Origin of the sequence: Pseudosulfitobacter koreensis (assembly GCF_024733015.1) — a bacterium.
In the GTDB taxonomy this organism is placed as follows: domain Bacteria; phylum Pseudomonadota; class Alphaproteobacteria; order Rhodobacterales; family Rhodobacteraceae; genus Pseudosulfitobacter; species Pseudosulfitobacter koreensis.
Map to the genome: position 1 here is coordinate 14,385 of NZ_JANKJG010000007.1, position 16,686 is coordinate 31,070.

The following is a 16,686-nucleotide window of genomic DNA, read 5'->3' on the forward strand; positions in this document are numbered from 1 at the left end:
CTTTAGCAGGTAAAGGAGCGGCCTCATGGCGTGGCGTGGCGCCGGAACCCTTGGTCGATCGAACGCAGTCCTACCTCGGCGCCGGAGCCGACCCAGAAAAGGCACCGTTGGCAAAGCTAGAAGCCGAGGTCACTCGGCTGCAAGGCCTCATCAATATCGATACCGAGACGGCCAGCAAGTCCATGGCGCTGGTGAAGCGGATCGCCGAGGAAAATGCGCAGATCGAGTCGCTACGGACATCGCTCAACGACTGTGAATGCGCTGCGGAAAGGATGCGCGGCCTTAGCGGGGTCGCCAAGACACTTAAAGGCGGGACGCTTTAGAAATGGGAAGATTGCCGACAAAGCATGAGCAAACACCGTCTTCTCGGATGCACTCCTACTTCGCCGCTAAACGTTAAAAGTTCCGAATGAACAACTGGCTATAATCCTGAACCGCGCAGCGGCTGCGAGATCTTCACGGCCCCGTACGCTATCATTGCAAAGATGATCAGCGGCACATAGGTGAAAACAACATTGCGCAAAAATGCCTGCTCTATGACCTTGCGGAGGCGCTCTCCCGAGCTATTCTGACCAAATCGTATCGAAAGCTCCGGAGAAACAAATCGGGACATACGTTCATCTTGGAAGTCTTGCTCGAAACTGTCGGAAGCGAGATAGACTTCGATCTCCTTGGAACGGTCTATGAAGACGCGCTGGAACGTTTTGAACAACGCGTCTATTAGCCAAAGAAAAAGGAGTGGGATAAGGATCAGCATGCATACGCGAGGATCCGGCTTTGTATAGGCATATGCTACGGCAGCGGTCGTCGTCGTTATGGCCCATCCCCTGATGGTGAAGACCACGCTATCGAGCCGCCCAATGTTGGTGTTTGCGACCTTCCACTCTTCCATGACAATTGCATGCTTGAGTGCAAAGAAGTCTCGATTATTGTGGAGAGGGCCGTTGTCGTCAATCATAGATACACCGGTTTTCCTTGTTTGGCTCGACGACTCCTATCGATTGTTTCGCGCACTGATGGTAGCGACAATCCCCGCGCACGGTCAAAGAGGAGTTCTGAGAGCAGGATCAGGTCAGCGGGCTCCAAAGGTGGCTTCTTGAAGGCAGCTGTTGATCGTCGTTTCTTAACTTTCATTTCAAGCGCGTCAATTAGTTTATGTTTGCCCTTCAGGTCCTTGAGGTAGTCGACGACATAGTCCTCGCCTTCTCCAAGGTTCGTTCTGGCTTCCGGCTGATCCGCACCGTTCACTGCGAACTTCAGAAGTGCTGCGGCTCGCATAAGTTCCTTTGGGATCGCGCCAGCGCCCGCAAATGGATTCAGTGCCGGGCTGCCGTCCTCGGAGGTCTTGAGAAGATCATTGCGCAGTTTCTGGCAAAGGCGCATAACGGCGAAGGTTTCGGTGTTGTCGTACTGATATGACTTGTCGATGAAGTCAGAAAGGCCGTCCTTGCGTGCCCTTTTGTTGATCACGTCATAGAAGATGTTTAGCGTGAATATCTTGGGGTCGAACCCTTTATGGATGCAGTGATAAATCTCGTACCATGTCACAGGTAGAACGCTTATCACTGAGCCCTTAATCTCGGGCGGCCGCCCAAGTTTCTCAGCGAGTCTCTGTTCGACCTCGGGAAGGCGAGACTGTAGTTCAACCAGTGCCAGTGTCCGATCTACTGCTCCAGCGAGCGTCGGATTGATACGAACGAGCACATCGATATCACTGTTCTTGACACCTGATGGCCAAAAGAATTCTCCATCGTTGTTGACCAGGCTACCGAATAGATAGACCCGGTCAAAGAACGTTTCGAGATCATGGTCGGCAAACCATCCGGAAATGATCTTGGTGATCTCCTTACGCATCATTGATCCCGTTGACGATCGGGCAGGATGAGTAGATCAGCCCCTCAATCAGAAGCGCAAAATGGTGCGGGCCGAATGTACGATTGCGCATGGAATAGGTGATGTATTTCAGGAAGAACCCTTCGTTGAAGTTGAGATAACCTTTAACATAAGTTGCAAAGCAAGTAGAGCCTTTGCAACGCTGCGGCCTCAACTTCGAACACCGCGATCTGACCATATCGCTCTGCTGGCCCCGAACGTGGGTGATATCTGGCTCGCGTGAGCGGTTTTCCAGAACCAGATGGATGGCAAAGTAGATCGCGACGATCTCGTTCACGAACTCTAACTCGTCTTCGGAAAGGTAATCTGGACCCTCGAGTTTTGCATCTGAAATTGGCTTAAGTTTGCGAACCCAGAACGCCCAGTATCCTGCGTGCTTTGCGAGCGACACTGAACCGCGTTGCTGCTGATCGATGCGGTAGATGTCGCGTAGAAAAAATGCGGTCAGTTGACTAACGATTTTACCGTCAACTTTTGCTTTGACGCCGAGATCTTTCAGTATGGCGTAGCATACAAGTTCAAATTCCGCCGAAAGGAACGCCACCTGTTTTTCTGGAACGTCCGAGCTCACGGCGTCACACGGGCACCGCGATCTATGCCCGCTTCCGCTCTCTCACCGATCGCGCAATTGTACCGTTTGCCATCGCCCGCTCACCCATGCCGTCAACAGCTTCAAAAAATTGCGACAAACGAGGGCCGCCATTTGGAGGCTCACCAACACTTACGGGCGCTTTCTTTAGGCGCCGAAGGTGCTTGATGTAAAGGTTTTCCGATACAGTTTTCTTGGTTGTTTGCTTTGCCATCGTTTGCCCGTCCGCCAATTTTTTTTCCACCTTACACACAGCATGCTGCATCGCCAACCACTTCCTGTGTCTGAGTTCGTCACCACCACGAAATGTTGCGATACTCGATAGCCTACCTTCGTAAATGATAGTCGCGCCACTTGACGTGACGCGACGATTCCGTATGGAGTCATACCACTATCAGCATTCGCCTTGATTTATCAAGGCATTCGTCGCTGCTGCAGCAAGATCAGCGTAGTTTATGGTCATGTCTGGTTAACCGATCATGACTGCAGATACCGCATCCTATCCCTTTAAGATGGGTTCCCTGCGCCAGAAATCAAGCCAACTCCAGCGATCAGGCGCCGATCCAACAGTGGCTGCTAGGCCAGATCAACTGGTTCTGAAGCGCATCTACGGAGCGGTTTTGCGCGGGAGACTCTGCGCAGGTCACGTCAAAACAGGTCCTGACCCGAGGGGTTTCATCGGCCTGATCGTCGGCCACCTAGACCACCTTCACAGGCCGCGAAAACAGCCTTTGGCGAGTGTAGGTCGACTTCGTGCTGATCTTCAACCGCTCGGCCACCGCGTGCATTGGATAGCCCCGATCCTCGACACTAGCGACCGCATCGCGCTTGAACTCGTCTGTCAACTTCGTTCCGGATATATCGTCCTCCGTGTTTCCAAAATTACCTCGCTGGGCATCTACAGATCTAGGGGCGTTTCAATCTTTGCAACAACACCCTGTCAAACCACACATCGAAGAAGCGGTAGGCAACGGCGGTTGCGCACTCCCGCAACCAACCCTTTCCTAAATACGATCAAGACCTTACATCCCGCACACGCGGGGCGTCTTGCGTTCGAGCAACATACGCTCCGTAAGCCCCCGGGCAACCCCCGACGCACCTCCCAGAACGCAGGCCGATACGAACCGCCGCTCGAACCCCGCACCCTTTCTCTGCCAAAACGACCGAGGTCTCCACGGCTAGACCTGAACGATCCGACAGGCCGCACGCGCGCAGGCCCGCCGCAGGTCATCGGGCAGCGTCGCTCCGGTCACGATCAGGTCATAGTCCCAGAGTGCGGCGTGTCGACAGGGCAGGTCCAGGGCGGCCTTTTGAGAATCCACCACCAGAATCGTCTGGTTGGCGCAGGCGGCGATGGCCTTGCGCGCCGACACTTCGTCGGTGTTGTAATCCATCACGTCTCCACAAGTCGACAATCCCCCACAGCTGAACACGGCGTAATCCACCCGGTACCTGGCAAAGAATTCCAGCGCTGCGACCCCGATCATGTCCAGGTCGCGCATGCGCACCGATCCCCCCGCCAGTTCGACGGTGGCTCCCACGGCCGTTTGCAAGGCGCAGACCGCGTGAATGCTGTTGGTTGCAACAAACAGATCCTCGCGCGCTGCCAGCAGACGCGCGCACTGCTCGACCGTGGTGCCGGTGCCAAGCGCCACGCGCGCGCCGTTCGGGATCAGGGCCTTGACCGCCAGCGCGATACGCTGTTTTTCTTGTCGGGCGATGCTTTCGCGGGGCAGGTAGCCGATGTTTTCATGTTGCTGGCGCAGCTGTGCCGTGCCGCTGCGTCTTTGCACCAGCCCCGCGTGGTCGAGATCGCGCAGGTCCGCCCGGATCGTCTGGACCGAAACGGCCAGACCTTCCGACAGTGCCGCTGCGGACAGCCTGCCATGTTCCGACAGAAGGGCGACGATTCGGTCGCGTCGCTCTTCCATGTCCAACCGTGCCATGACTTTCCTTCGAAATAAAAACTGAAATATGAGGCAAGGTTAGGCCGCGCGGATAATAGGCGCAATACCCATAAAAACGTAACATGAATGACGTAAAACTGTTACGATTTGCCGAAATAAGGGCCCTGCGAATTGCTTTCGAACGAAAGTCACATCTCAGGAGAGTCCGATGAAGACCTTTCTCACCACCAGCGTTCTTGCCCTTGTTGCAGGCACGGCCATGGCCGACAAGATCACGCTTTACACCTCGCAGCCCAATGCCGACGCGCAGCAGACCGTGGATGCGTTCATCGCCGCCAATCCGGGCACCGAAGTCGATTGGGTCCGCGACGGGACCACGCAGCTGATGGCGCGTCTGCGCGCCGAGATCGAAGCCGGCAACCCGCAGCCCGACGTTCTGCTGATCGCGGACACGGTCACGCTTGAAGGCATGGCGCAAGAGGGTCTGCTGACCGCGTACCAGTCGCCCGAAGCGGCCGATTACGATGCCGCGCTCTACTCCGCCGACGGCTTCTATCACTCGACCAAACTGATCACGACCGGCATCGTCTACAACACCGGCGTCGAGACCGCACCGACCTCCTGGACCGACCTTGCCGATCCCGCCATCAAGGGCCAGATCGTTATGCCTTCGCCGCTCTATTCCGGTGCAGCGCTGATTCATCTCGCCACCCTCACGGGCGACGACAGCCTCGGCTGGGACTATTACGAAGCGCTGGCCGAAAACGACGTCCGCGCCCAGGGTGGCAACGGCGGCACCTTCAAGGCGGTCGCCTCGGGCGAAAAACCCTATGGCATGGTCGTCGACTTCCTTGCCATCCGCAACAAGGCGGACGGCTCCCCGATCGAGTTCGTCTTCCCCGAAGAGGGCGTGTCCTATGTGACCGAGCCTGTTGCGATCATGTCGTCGGCCAAGAATGTCGAGGGCGCGCAGAGCTTTGTCGATTTCCTGCTGAGCCTAGAGGGTCAGGAACTGGTGCTGGACATGGGCTATATCCCCGCCCGTGACGGCATGGGCGTGCCCGAGGGGTTCCCGGCGCGTGAAGACATCAAGCTGATGGACTTCAACCCGGCGGTCGCCCTGGAAGAGGCCGAGGCCAACAAGGCCAAGTTCGCTGACCTCTTCGGCGCCGAGTAATGGCAAATGCCATGCAAAAAGGGGGCAGCCGGTCTGAGGGTCGGCTGCTCTCCGCCATCCTGATCGTTGCGATCTGTCTGACGCTGGCCCCCGTGCTGCGGCTGTTTGTCGAGGGGATCACGCATCAGGGCAGCCCCAGCCTGTCACTTGCGGCTGATGTTCTGGCGCAGCCCTCCACGTTAAGCGCGCTTAGGCATTCGCTGGTGACGGCAGGTTTCGGCACCCTTCTGTCGGTGCTGATCGGCTCGGCCTTTGCCTTTCTGGTGGCGCTGACCGACCTGCGCGCCAAGGCGGCGCTGGTCTTTTGCCTGATGATCCCGATGATGATCCCGCCGCAGATCACCGCTCTTTCGTGGACGCAAATCATGGGCCCGTCCTCGGTGCTGCTCAAGACCATCGGCCTTGCGCCGCCGCTTGGCGCGCCGCAGCCGCTCTATTCCGCCGAAGGCATCATCCTGCTTTTGGGCATCCAGCATATGTCGATCATCTTTCTGACGCTGCGCGCAGGGCTGCGCGCGATCCCGCAAGAGGTGGTCGAGGCCGCCCGCATCAGCGGCGCGCGCGGGCTGCGCACCTGGTGGCAGGTGGTGATGCCGTTGACACTGCCCAGCCTTGCCGCAGGCACCGCGATCACCTTCGTCACCGCTCTGGGCAATTTCGGCATCCCCGCGATGCTGGGCATTCCGGCAGGCTATGCAACGCTGCCGACGCTTGTGTATCAAAAGCTTGCGGGCATGGGCACCAGCGTTCTGGCCGAGGTTTCGGTCCTGGCGATGCTGATCGGTGCCGTGGCCGTGGTCGGCATCCTGACGCAGCGCTATTTCCAGAAACGCCAGAGGGTCTATCTGGTCGGCTCCACCTCGCGTCCGCTTGCGATCCCGCTGGGCCGTGCGCGCCTGCCGGTCGAGATATTGCTCTGGGCCGTGGTCTTCGTGATCCTGGTTCTGCCGGTTCTGGGGCTGCTTGCCACTTCGCTGGTGCCTGCCTACGGCGTGCCCCTGCGGCTTGATACCATCACGCTGGCCTCGTGGACCGAGGTGCTCTTTCGCCAGCCCGTGACGATGCGCGCCTTTGTAAATTCCTTCGGCCTCGCCCTGGGGGCCGCGGCCGTTCTGATGACGATCTGCCTGCCGCTTGCCTGGCTGATGGCGCGCAATCCGACCCGGCTGGCAAGTCTGTTCGATACGCTGCTGGATCTGCCCTATGCGCTGCCGGGGGTGGTGCTGTCGATCGCGATGATCCTGCTGCTGATCAATCTGCCGTTCACCGAAGCCACGCTCTACGGCACGATCTGGATCATCTTCTTCGCCTATCTCGCCCGTTTTTTCGCGGTGATGTTCCGCCCTGTGCAAGCCAGCCTGCAACAGCTTGACCCGGCGATGGGCGAGGCGGCGCAATCGGTCGGGGCATCGCTTTTCCAGCGCCTGCGCGACGTGATCCTTCCGCTGTCGGCACCCGCGGCGGCCGCGGGCGCGATCCTGGTCTTCCTGACCGCCTTCAACGAGCTGACGGTCTCCGCGCTCTTGTGGTCCTCCGGCACCGAGACGCTGGGCGTGGTAATCTTCAACCTCGACGACAGCGGCGAAACCGCGATGGCCAGTGCGCTCGCCATGACCATCGTCGCCGTGGTCATGGGGCTGATGATCGCGATCCAGCTGCTGTCGCACCGCTTCCCGAAAGGAGTCGTCCCATGGCAGACATAAGCCTGTCTTCCGTCGGCAAGTCATTCGCAGGCGCCCCCGCCCTGCACGACATCACCACCCACTTCCGCGATGGCGAATTCGTCGCCCTGCTGGGGCCCTCGGGCTGCGGCAAGACCACGCTGCTGCGCCTGCTTGCGGGCTTCGAGATGCCCAGCACCGGAACCATCCGCATCGGGGATTCTGACATGGCCGATGCCGCCGCAGGCCGAATGGTCCCGCCCGAGAACCGCAACATCGGCTTCGTGTTCCAATCCTACGCGCTCTGGCCGCACATGAACGTACGCCGCAACGTGTCCTATCCGCTGGAAATCCGCAGGCTGCCCAAGGCGGATATCGCGGCCCGTACCCTTGCCGCCCTCGAGGCCACGGGGCTGGAGCCTTATGCCGACCGGATGCCGTCTGACCTGTCAGGCGGGCAACGTCAGCGCGTGGCGCTGGCGCGGTGCCTGGTGTCGGACCCGGACGCGGTGCTGCTGGACGAGCCGCTGGCGAACCTCGACGTGGCGCTGCGTGCGTCCATGCAGGGCGTGTTCACGGATTTTCACAAACGCACCGGGGCCACGATGGTCTACGTCACCCACGATCAGGCCGAAGCAATGGCGATGGCCGACCGGATCGCGGTGATGGATCACGGCCAGATCCGCCAGTTCGACACGCCCCGGACCCTCTACGAGCGCCCCCGCAGCAAGTTCGTGGCAGAATTCGTCGGGCGCGGCACCGTCGTGCCGCTGCGCGACGTGCAAATGTCCGGCGCGGGGCTGCAAGCCCGCGCGCTGGGTGCACGGATCGCGGTGCAAAGCAGCCCCGATACCGCCACCGTCAGCCACGTCTGCCTGCGTCCCGAGAACCTGACCATCTCCGAGGTCGGCGACCTGCGCGCCAAGGTCGCGCGCGTCACCTATCTGGGCGGGCGCTACCTGCTGGAAACCGTGGCTGCCTGCGGCACCTGCCTGCTGGCCGAAACCCGCGCGAAATTCGAGGTCGGCAGCCAGCTGGGCCTGACCATCGACACCCCTTGGGCATTTGCAGAGGACTGAATGGACACCGTAAGACTACTCTCGGGCATCGGGGACAAGGGCCCCGCTTGCGTGCAACTCAACCACGGCGGCCGTCGCTGGCTGCTCGATTGCGGCTTTGGCCCAGAAGCGCACGCGCAGTTCGATCCCCGCTGGCTTGAGGGTGCCGAGGCCGTGTTCATCACTCATGACCACATCGACCATATCGGCGGTGCGTCCCACGCGGTCGAGGCGGGCTTGCCGATCTATGCCACCGCGCAGACCGCCAAGGCACTGCCACCTGCGGCGCGTGTCCATCTGTTGCCCGAACAGGGCGAGACGATGATCCACGGCGTGCGTCTGACCACCGGGCGCAACGGCCATGCGATGGGCGGCGTCTGGATGCACTTCGCCTTGGGTGACGGGCTGTTCTATTCGGGCGACTGGTCCGAGGAGTCAAACTGGTTTCCCTTCGACGTGCCGCCGCCCGCCGCCACCGCCATTCTCGATTGTTCCTATCACCTCGACGATGTGCCGCAGTCCGACAGGCTGGCCGCGCTGGACGATCTGCTCGACGGGCTCGAGGGGCAGGTGCTGTTGCCGGTGCCCCCGTCGGGACGCGCGGGCGAACTGGCGCTGCATCTGATCCGCCGCTACGGCGCGCAAAGCGTGATGCTCGACCCGGAATGCCAAGCCACGCTGCGCGCCGCCCTGGCCAGCACGATGCTGTCGCCCCAGGTGCAGGAGATCGCGCCGCTGCTGAACCGTGGCCCGATGGACCGCGCGCGGTTCCTGATCTGCGATACGCCCAATGCCGACGGCGGTGCCGCCTGGGGCTATGTGCGCGCCTGGATCGAAAGCGAGCGGCTGGGGCGCGACGCAAGTGTCGTGTTCACCGGGCATATGACCGCGCATGCCCGTGGCATCTGCACCGTGCCGGGCGGCCATTTCCGGCGCTGGAACGTGCATCCGCCGCTGCGCGATCAGGTCGCGATGCTCGACCGCCTCGGGGCCAGGCGGGTGGCGCCGGCCTTCTGCACCCGGCCCGAGGACTATCTGGTCGAGGACATCGGCGCCGAGATATTCCTGCACGATCCGGTGCGCCTGTGACCTTGCAGGACCTGCCTGCCCGCAGCTTCTGCCTGATCCGCCACGGCGAAACCACCGCCAACGCGGACCATATCATCGCCGGACGGACCGACGTGGCACTGACCGCGCAGGGCAGGGCGCAGGCCGCAGCACTGGCGCACCGCATCTGGCCCGATCCGATTGCGCTGTTTTCCAGCCCCATGTCACGCGCGCGCGACACCTGCGCGCTGGCCTTTCCGGGGCGCGACGTGACCCTGCACGAAGGTTTGCGCGAACGCGACTGGGGCATATTCGAGGGCCGCAGCCTGGACGCACCGCCCGCGCGCGACGCCACCCCCGAGGGCGGCGAGGGCTGGGCGGAAATGCTGGCACGGGTGAGCCTAACCATCACCCGGATCTGCGCGGGCAGCGGCGCGGCCCTGCCGGTGCTTGTCTGCCATTCCGGAATCATCCGCGCCGCCCGCGTGCTCTGGACGTCCGGCACCGTCGGGGCGCGCCCCGCCAATGCCGTGCCGATCCTCTTCGAGCGCATCGGCGCAACCTTCAAGGAAAGCACGCTATGACAAACCGCGAATTCACCCCCTGCGTGGTGTTCGACATCGACGGCACTCTGGCCGAATTCGATGCGGCCCGGTTGGGCCATCTGGTCCACGGCGTCGAAAAGCGGTGGGAGGAGTTTCACCTCGCGATGGCCGACGCCCCGCTGATCGTGCCCGTCGCCAGACTGATGCAGCGGCTGAAGCAAAGCGGCGAGACGGTCGTGATCTGCTCGGGCAGGCCCAAGGGCTGGGCCGAACACACGATTGCATGGCTGCGCAAACACGATCTTGCCTTCGACGGCGTCTATCTGCGCAGCGAGGATCAGGACGAGGCCAGTGACCCGGACGTCAAACGCCGCGCCTTGGCGGAAATGAAGGCGGATGGCCTCGCGCCATGGCTGGTCATCGACGATCGCAGTTCGGTCGTGGAGGCCTGGCGCGCCGAAGGGCTTGTCTGCCTGCAATGCGCGCCGGGGGATTTCTGAGGGGGCCGACGATTTTTTTCTCAAGGTACAAACCCCGATTTTCCACGCAGTATTTGCCACCGATCAGGGCCGCCTGAACGCAGCCCCCCAACGCGGTATTGCGCCCCGGGATCAAGGTTCTGAACGACACTTTGAACGTGGCCTGCCTGAGCTGTGACCGCGGCCCTGCTTCTTGCGTCACAGGTCTGACACCGGACCTGTCACCGCCCGCCCGGCCATAAAACGTGGAACCCTGACCGCCTGGCGCTGGTTTCCCTTCCGGGGACGGTTGCGTGCCCAGATATTTTCAGGCGCTGAAGTTGCAGGGGGAAGCTAAATGACAAAATCGTCCAAGCCACCAAAACCGGGCCTTTCGCGCCGCAGTTTTCTGGGATCGTCCGGTGCGGTCGGGGCCGCCATGGGCCTCGCCGGCTCGAAGGCTCAGGCGCAGGATGCGCCCGAACTGGCCGCCCAGGAGCAGCGCCACATCAGCCTGACCGTCAACGGCCAGCGGCGCACCTTGGGGGTCGAGCCGCGCACGACGCTGGTCGAGGCCCTGCGCGATGTGCTCGGCCTGACCGGCACGAAAATCGGCTGCAACCAAGGCCAATGCGGCGCCTGTACCGTGCTGCTGGATGGCCGCCGTATCAACTCGTGTCTCACGCTTGCCGTGACGGCGGACGGCGCCGATGTGGTCACCGTCGAGGGGCTGGCCGATCCGACGGGCAATCTGCACCCGATGCAACAGGCCTTTGCCGAAAACGACGCGTTCCAATGCGGCTACTGCACCCCCGGCCAGATCCTGTCGGCCATTGCCTGTATCGACGAGGGCCACGCCGGTGACGCCGCCGAAATCCGCGAATACATGAGCGGCAATCTTTGCCGCTGCGGTGCCTATCCCAACATTGTCGCCGCGGTCGAAGCCGTCCGCGACGGGCAGGAGGGTTGAGCGATGCGCAATTTTGACTATCACCGCCCGACCGACATCGCCGCCGCCATCGAAGCCGCCCGCGCGGATGGCGCCGAAATCCTTGCCGGGGGCACCACCATGGTCGATCTGATGAAGATCGGGGTGTGGGAGCCGCAGGCGCTTGTCGACATCACCTCGCTCAGCGAACTCGAAGGCTATGACGTGGGTTCCGACCGCATCACCTTCGGAGCACTTGCCCGCATGGCCGAGGTTGGCGACGACGACGCGCTGAAAACCGCGGCACCCGTGTTGACGGAATCCCTGTGGAAAGCAGCCAGCCCGCAACTGCGCCACGCCGCACGACTGGGTGGCAACATCCTGCAACAGACCCGCTGCCCGTATTTTCGCGACACCGCTTACGCCCAGTGCAACAAGCGCAACCCCGGCTCGGGCTGTGCCGCGCTCGACGGGGGCGAGACGAACCTGCACGCCATCCTGGGCGGCTCCGACGCCTGCGTGGCGATGTATCCCGGCGATTTTGCCCAGGCTCTCGTGGCCTTCGATGCCGAAGTCACCACCAAGGGGCCGGGCGGCGCGCGCACCATCCCCTTCGCCGACCTGCACGTCCTGCCCGGCGACACGCCGCACATTGAAACGATCCTGAACCGGGGCGAGATCGTCACCGGCATCACCGTGCCCGTGACAGGGGCGTTGAAAGCCAGCCACTACCTCAAGGCGCGGGACCGCGAAAGCTATGCCTTCGCCAGCGCCTCTGCCGCCGTCGGCCTCGACATGGACGGCGACACGGTGCGTGACGCCCGCATCGCAATCGGCGGGGTTGCCGCGGTGCCATGGCGCGCCCGCGCAGCCGAGGACAGCCTGAAAGGCGGCCCCCTGACCGAAGAGACCGCCCGCGAGGCCGGACGCATCGCATTCGCCGATGCGGTCCCGCTCGAAGGTTCTGAGTACAAGATCAAACTGGGTGCCGACGTCGTTGCCGGTGCCCTGATGACCGCGCACGCACGCGCGACAGGAGGCGAATGATGGCCCAGACAATCAACACCGCAGTCACCCGCACCGATGCCCCCCGCAAGGTCACCGGCACCGCGACCTACGCCGCCGACGTCCTGCCCGCGGGCATGTTGCACGGCGCGCTTGCCACATCCTCGATTGCCGTGGGAACGCTGACCAGCCTCGATACCAGCGCCGCCGAGGCCGAACCCGGCGTCGTCGCGGTGCTGACCCACGAGACCCTGCCCGACTACAAGACGGTCAAGGGATTCTACGCGGGCGGTCCCGGCTCTGCCAGCTTCTGGCCGATGGAAGGCCCCGAGATCAAATACGCAGGCCAGCCTATCGCATATGTCGTGGCCCAGACCGCCGCTGCGGCGCGGCGCGGGGCGCAGCTGATTTCGGCCGAGTACGAAGTCGGCACGCCGAACATCCACATGGACCCCGCCGACAGTTTTGTCATCGGCGCGCAAGGCGACAACAAGGGCATGGTGACGACCAAGGGCGACATAGACGCCGGTCTCGCCGAAGCGGCCCAGACCGTGGACGTCGAATACACCACGCCCTTCCAGCACCACAACCCGATGGAGATGTTCTCGGCCACGGCGGAGTGGCGCGGCGACAGGCTGACGGTCTGGATGCCCTCGCAATCTGTGCGCACCCTGCGCGGCGGGATCGCCGCCGCCTACGATCTTCCCGAAACCTCGGTGCGGGTGATATCGCCATTTGTCGGCGGCGCGTTCGGCTCCAAGGCGGGGATCACCCCCTACACGATGTTGACGATTGCGGCGGCCAAGGCCGTCGGCGCCCCGGTGCGCCTCATCGTGACGCGTCCGCAGATGTACACCGTGGCCACCTTCCGCCCCGAATCCGTGCAAAAGTTTCGTCTGGGTGCGGATGCCAACGGCAAGCTGACCGCCTTCGAGCATATCGAGATCGCCCAGACCTCGCAGTTCGATGCGGTGGTCAATCCCGGCACGCACATCACCCGCGCGATGTATGCCAGCCCGAATATCCATACTGAACAGCGCCTTGCACGCTCCGACACCAACACCGGCGGCTTCATGCGCGCCCCGAACGAGATGCAGACGTTCTTCGGCCTCGAACAGGCGATGGACGAACTGGCGCACAAGGTCGGCGTCGATCCCGTCGAGATGCGCCGCGTCAACGACACCGACCGCCATCCGGTCGAAGACGTGCCGTTCTCGTCGCGCTCGCTGATGGAATGTTACGATTCCGTCTCGGAAGGTTTCGGCTGGCAGAACCGCACGCCCGAGCCGGGCAGCATGACTGACGGCGACTGGCTTGTCGGCTACGGCTGTGCGACCGCGACCTATCCGACGAACATCCTGGCCTCGAATGCGCGGGTCCGGATGCAGGGCACCGGCAACGCCTATATAGAACTGGCCGCGCACGATGTGGGCACCGGCAGCTACACCATCTTCGCCCAGATCGCCGCGGCACGCCTCGGCCTGCCGGTGGGCGCCTGCGACGTGGTCATGGGCGAGGCGGACCTGCCCGTGGCGCCGCTCTCGGGCGGCTCGACCACCGCCGCCTCGGCGGGCTCCGCCGTGCACGACGCCTGTTTGCGCATCGCGCGCATGGTCGCCACCGAAGTCACCGCCCGGTCCGAAGGGCCGCTTGCCGGTCTCGACCCCGCGCAGGTTACCCTGGACGACGGCGTGCTGCGCGGACCGGGCGGTCAAAGCCAGCCTCTGGTCGAAGCGCTTGCCGCCACGGCTGCGGGCGAGGTCGAGGCGGTCGGTGAATTTCGCCACCCGGCCCTGACCGACCAGCTTATCCGCGCCACTTTCGCGGGCGGTTACGGCACCGCCGGGCCGGTCACGCCGGAATTCGCGATGTTCGCCTTCGGCGCGGAAATGGCAGAGGTCCACGTGCACCGCTGGACCCATGAAATCCGGGTGCCGCGCCTGCACGGCTCTTTCGCCGCCGGTACGATCCTAAACCGCAAGACGGCCCATTCGCAACTGATGGGCGGCATGGTCTGGGGCATCGGCTCGGCGCTCCACGAGATCACCGAGGTCGACAAGCCGCGCGCCCGTTTCCTGAACGCGAACATCGCCGAATACCTGATCCCGGTGAACGCCGACGTGCGCGAGGTCCGTGTCGAGATGCTGGACGAGCAGGACGATTATGTGAACCCGCTGGGCGTCAAGGGCATCGGAGAGCTTGGCATCGTCGGCACCGCCGCCGCGATTGCCAATGCGGTCCACCACGCCACCGGCAAACGCCTGCGCAAGCTGCCGATCCGGATGTCCGATCTGGTCTGAGGCTCAGAACGTGTCGAATTCAGGCACGTTGCCCAAGCGAACGATAAACGCAGGCTCGCCCACCTCGCCCGAGGCGGGGTCCTCGATCACCGAATAGGCATCGGCCCCGGCACAGGCATCCGAGCGGCACTCGCGCTCGGCCCGTTCGCGGGCCTGTTCGGCCGAGGTGTATTGAAACTGCTTGTCGATCTGCAGGCTGGGCTGACCCCGACCGGATGATTTTTCCACATAGGTCTGGCAGATGTAACGGACCTTGGGCGCGGTTTCACTGTCGTCGGTCATTCGTGTGGTCCTGATTTGTTCTTGCAACATGCCGGGGGATGCTTGGCAGGGTTGCGGGGCTTTGTCTACCGGCGCGAGTGGGGGGCAGGTGGGCTGCATGCGGCCCCTTCGGTCTTGTGGGTCGAAGGGGCCGGGGCCAGCGGCGGTACTATTTGGCTTTCTTGCCGCCAATCGACAGATCGTTCTTGCCCGCCAGGGAATTTGCCGTCGCCAATACCTTCGGCTTTTCCTGTTTGGGCTTCTTGGTTTCCTTGTTGCCGCGCTTGTTGTTGCCTTTAGACATGGAATGTCCTTCCAAAGTGCAGCGATCCGGTGCCGGGATGGCAGGGGCATGGCTGCGGTCGTGCACCGCACCAATCAGGGGGTCGTGCGGTGGTCTTTCGGTCTGAAAAAAGTGTCGTGCCGCTGCTGGTGGTCTGGCGCGGGACGCCTTTGGCAGCGCCCGGTTTCACCGCCACTGGGGCAGATGTACTACACTGTGATAATGCGCCAAATCCCCGTCTCTTCAAGAGGTATTTCAGGATCGGCCAATCAGGCCCCCCGCCCAATGCGCAACAGATTGCCGACGGCTCAGTCGGGGTCGAAAATCCCGTGCACGAAGGGCGCTGCATAGATCGCCACCGCGTCTTGCCGGGTCGGGCGCGCCGCGGCCCACTGGTGCTGGTCGATGGCACCGTTCAGGACCGCCAGAAGGCACTGGCTGGCGATGAACGGATCGACGTGACGCACTGACCCTTCGGCCATGCCGTCGAACATCATGCCCGCAAACCGCTGCGCCATCCGCTCGGACAGCTGCAGTACGTCGGGCCGCCGCTCGGGGGGCAGGGCCTGCATGGCGATGGTGCGCAGCAACGGAAAGCGCGCGTCGAACTGGATATGCAGCAGCGTGGCCATGCACGACGCGATGCGGTCCCACCAGGTGCCGGGGCTCTCCATCGCCATCGTCTGTGCGCGCGTTGTGCGTTGATAGCTGCGGGTGAAGCAGGCCAGTACCAGCTCGTCCTTGCCGGCGAGATGATGGTAGAAACTGCCCTTCGACACGTTGAGACGTGCCGCGATCCCCTCGACCGACGCACCGCGATAGCCGCGTTCGTTCAGCAGATGCGTCCCCGCCCGCAGATAGGCTTCGCGCCCGATCTCGCCGGTGTCATCCGGCCCTGTGTCCAGCGGCAGCACCTGCGGGGCCCAGGCGACACCCGCCGGGGCCAGCCCGTAGTCCATCAGCGCCATCAGCTGCGCCTGCACCCGCGTGAAATCCGAAACGGAATAGTGCGGCGTCCAGATCCGCGACCAGTGCAGGATGTCCATCAGCACCTGCGCGCGGGCCGTATTGCGGGCCTGCTGATCGGGGTCCACCGAGGCGCCGAAAAAGCCTGCGACCCTGTCCAGCACCGCCCTGTAGCGCACAATCAGCGCGCCGCGCGCGGGGTCGTCCAGCGCACGCAGGTCCGACAGGCGGGTTTCGGGATGCGCCTCGGCGCGGCGGATGCGGGCGACAAGCGCGAAGTGCAGCGCGAACAGTCTGGCGACACGCGCACGCGGATCGGGTTCGGTGGCCGCCTCTGCCGCCATGTCGTCCAGCCGTCGGATCGCGCGTTCCAGGGTGGCTGCGGCCAGCAGGTCGCGGCGTTTGAAATAATGGGTGATCGACGTGGTGTTCAGGCCCACGGCTTCGGCGACACTGACCAGCCTCAGCCCCTTCAACCCGTGGCTGTTGATCTGATCAGATGCCGCATCCAGGATCGTCTCGCGCCGCTTGTGATAGCGCAGCGTGGCTGCGTCGGACATGGCGGGGCCATCCGTCACGAGGGGCAGGCACAGGCGGCGAAAGACACA

18 protein-coding genes are annotated in these 16,686 nt (G+C 63.0%); 10 read left to right on the forward strand and 8 right to left on the reverse strand.

Features of this window, described 5'->3' with window-relative positions:
* Window positions 1-35: 35 nt before the first annotated feature.
* Complete coding sequence (locus NTA49_RS10495) at window positions 36-323, forward strand: hypothetical protein (RefSeq protein ID WP_258294707.1); 288 nt, start codon at window positions 36-38, stop codon at window positions 321-323.
* Window positions 324-421: 98 nt separating this feature from the next.
* On the opposite strand, the gene NTA49_RS10500 is transcribed toward NTA49_RS10495, so the two are convergent.
* The 5 genes from NTA49_RS10500 to NTA49_RS10520 form a co-directional block, all read right to left on the reverse strand.
* The gene (locus NTA49_RS10500) at window positions 422-958 is read right to left on the reverse strand and encodes a hypothetical protein (protein ID WP_258294708.1); all 537 of its coding nucleotides are present in this window, start codon (window positions 956-958) and stop codon (window positions 422-424) included.
* Window positions 955-1,854 (reverse strand): hypothetical protein, encoded by a 900-nt coding sequence (locus tag NTA49_RS10505; protein WP_258294709.1) that lies wholly within the window; start codon window positions 1,852-1,854, stop codon window positions 955-957. Before NTA49_RS10505 ends, NTA49_RS10500 begins: the two co-directional genes overlap by 4 nt.
* Window positions 1,847-2,464: a hypothetical protein gene (locus NTA49_RS10510; protein ID WP_258294710.1), complete on the reverse strand. Its 618-nt coding sequence runs from the start codon at window positions 2,462-2,464 to the stop codon at window positions 1,847-1,849. The genes NTA49_RS10505 and NTA49_RS10510 overlap by 8 nt, the downstream gene beginning before the upstream one ends.
* 716 nt (window positions 2,465-3,180) lie before the next feature.
* Window positions 3,181-3,327 (reverse strand): hypothetical protein, encoded by a 147-nt coding sequence (locus tag NTA49_RS10515; protein WP_258294711.1) that lies wholly within the window; start codon window positions 3,325-3,327, stop codon window positions 3,181-3,183.
* A 333-nt stretch (window positions 3,328-3,660) separates the two neighbouring features.
* Window positions 3,661-4,428, reverse strand: coding sequence for a DeoR/GlpR family DNA-binding transcription regulator (locus tag NTA49_RS10520; protein ID WP_258294712.1), 768 nt, complete (start codon window positions 4,426-4,428; stop codon window positions 3,661-3,663).
* Between the two features lie 169 nt (window positions 4,429-4,597).
* Between NTA49_RS10520 and NTA49_RS10525 the strand changes: the two genes are divergently transcribed.
* The 9 genes from NTA49_RS10525 to NTA49_RS10565 all read left to right on the forward strand — a co-directional run bounded on the left by NTA49_RS10525 (window position 4,598) and on the right by NTA49_RS10565 (window position 14,568).
* Window positions 4,598-5,566, forward strand: coding sequence for an ABC transporter substrate-binding protein (locus NTA49_RS10525; RefSeq protein ID WP_258294713.1), 969 nt, complete (start codon window positions 4,598-4,600; stop codon window positions 5,564-5,566).
* An 11-nt stretch (window positions 5,567-5,577) separates the two neighbouring features.
* Window positions 5,578-7,269, forward strand: a complete 1,692-nt coding sequence (locus NTA49_RS10530) for an ABC transporter permease (RefSeq protein WP_258294714.1) — start codon at window positions 5,578-5,580, stop codon at window positions 7,267-7,269.
* The gene (locus NTA49_RS10535; RefSeq protein WP_258294715.1) at window positions 7,257-8,306 is read left to right on the forward strand and encodes an ABC transporter ATP-binding protein; all 1,050 of its coding nucleotides are present in this window, start codon (window positions 7,257-7,259) and stop codon (window positions 8,304-8,306) included. The genes NTA49_RS10530 and NTA49_RS10535 overlap by 13 nt, the downstream gene beginning before the upstream one ends.
* The gene (locus tag NTA49_RS10540; RefSeq protein ID WP_258294716.1) at window positions 8,307-9,374 is read left to right on the forward strand and encodes an MBL fold metallo-hydrolase; all 1,068 of its coding nucleotides are present in this window, start codon (window positions 8,307-8,309) and stop codon (window positions 9,372-9,374) included.
* A complete protein-coding gene (locus tag NTA49_RS10545) occupies window positions 9,371-9,916 on the forward strand; it encodes a histidine phosphatase family protein (protein ID WP_258294717.1) in 546 nt (181 codons plus the stop codon). Before NTA49_RS10540 ends, NTA49_RS10545 begins: the two co-directional genes overlap by 4 nt.
* Window positions 9,913-10,377, forward strand: coding sequence for a phosphatase domain-containing protein (locus tag NTA49_RS10550; protein ID WP_258294718.1), 465 nt, complete (start codon window positions 9,913-9,915; stop codon window positions 10,375-10,377). Before NTA49_RS10545 ends, NTA49_RS10550 begins: the two co-directional genes overlap by 4 nt.
* Window positions 10,378-10,693: 316 nt before the next feature.
* Window positions 10,694-11,305, forward strand: coding sequence for a (2Fe-2S)-binding protein (locus tag NTA49_RS10555; protein WP_258294719.1), 612 nt, complete (start codon window positions 10,694-10,696; stop codon window positions 11,303-11,305).
* A 3-nt stretch (window positions 11,306-11,308) separates the two neighbouring features.
* A complete protein-coding gene (locus NTA49_RS10560) occupies window positions 11,309-12,310 on the forward strand; it encodes an FAD binding domain-containing protein (protein WP_258294720.1) in 1,002 nt (333 codons plus the stop codon).
* On the forward strand, window positions 12,310-14,568 hold the full coding sequence (locus NTA49_RS10565; protein WP_258294721.1) for a xanthine dehydrogenase family protein molybdopterin-binding subunit: 2,259 nt from the start codon (window positions 12,310-12,312) through the stop codon (window positions 14,566-14,568). Before NTA49_RS10560 ends, NTA49_RS10565 begins: the two co-directional genes overlap by 1 nt.
* Before the next feature lie 3 nt (window positions 14,569-14,571).
* Here the strand turns inward: NTA49_RS10565 and NTA49_RS10570 are convergent, their stop codons facing one another.
* The 3 genes from NTA49_RS10570 to NTA49_RS10580 all read right to left on the reverse strand — a co-directional run bounded on the left by NTA49_RS10570 (window position 14,572) and on the right by NTA49_RS10580 (window position 16,638).
* Window positions 14,572-14,850 carry a hypothetical protein gene (locus NTA49_RS10570; protein ID WP_258294722.1) on the reverse strand — a complete coding sequence of 93 codons (279 nt, stop codon included), beginning with the start codon at window positions 14,848-14,850 and terminating at the stop codon, window positions 14,572-14,574.
* Between the two features lie 148 nt (window positions 14,851-14,998).
* Window positions 14,999-15,133 carry a hypothetical protein gene (locus NTA49_RS10575; RefSeq protein WP_258294723.1) on the reverse strand — a complete coding sequence of 45 codons (135 nt, stop codon included), beginning with the start codon at window positions 15,131-15,133 and terminating at the stop codon, window positions 14,999-15,001.
* A gap of 287 nt (window positions 15,134-15,420) precedes the next feature.
* Complete coding sequence (locus tag NTA49_RS10580; protein ID WP_258294724.1) at window positions 15,421-16,638, reverse strand: TetR/AcrR family transcriptional regulator; 1,218 nt, start codon at window positions 16,636-16,638, stop codon at window positions 15,421-15,423.
* Window positions 16,639-16,686: the final 48 nt, after the last annotated feature.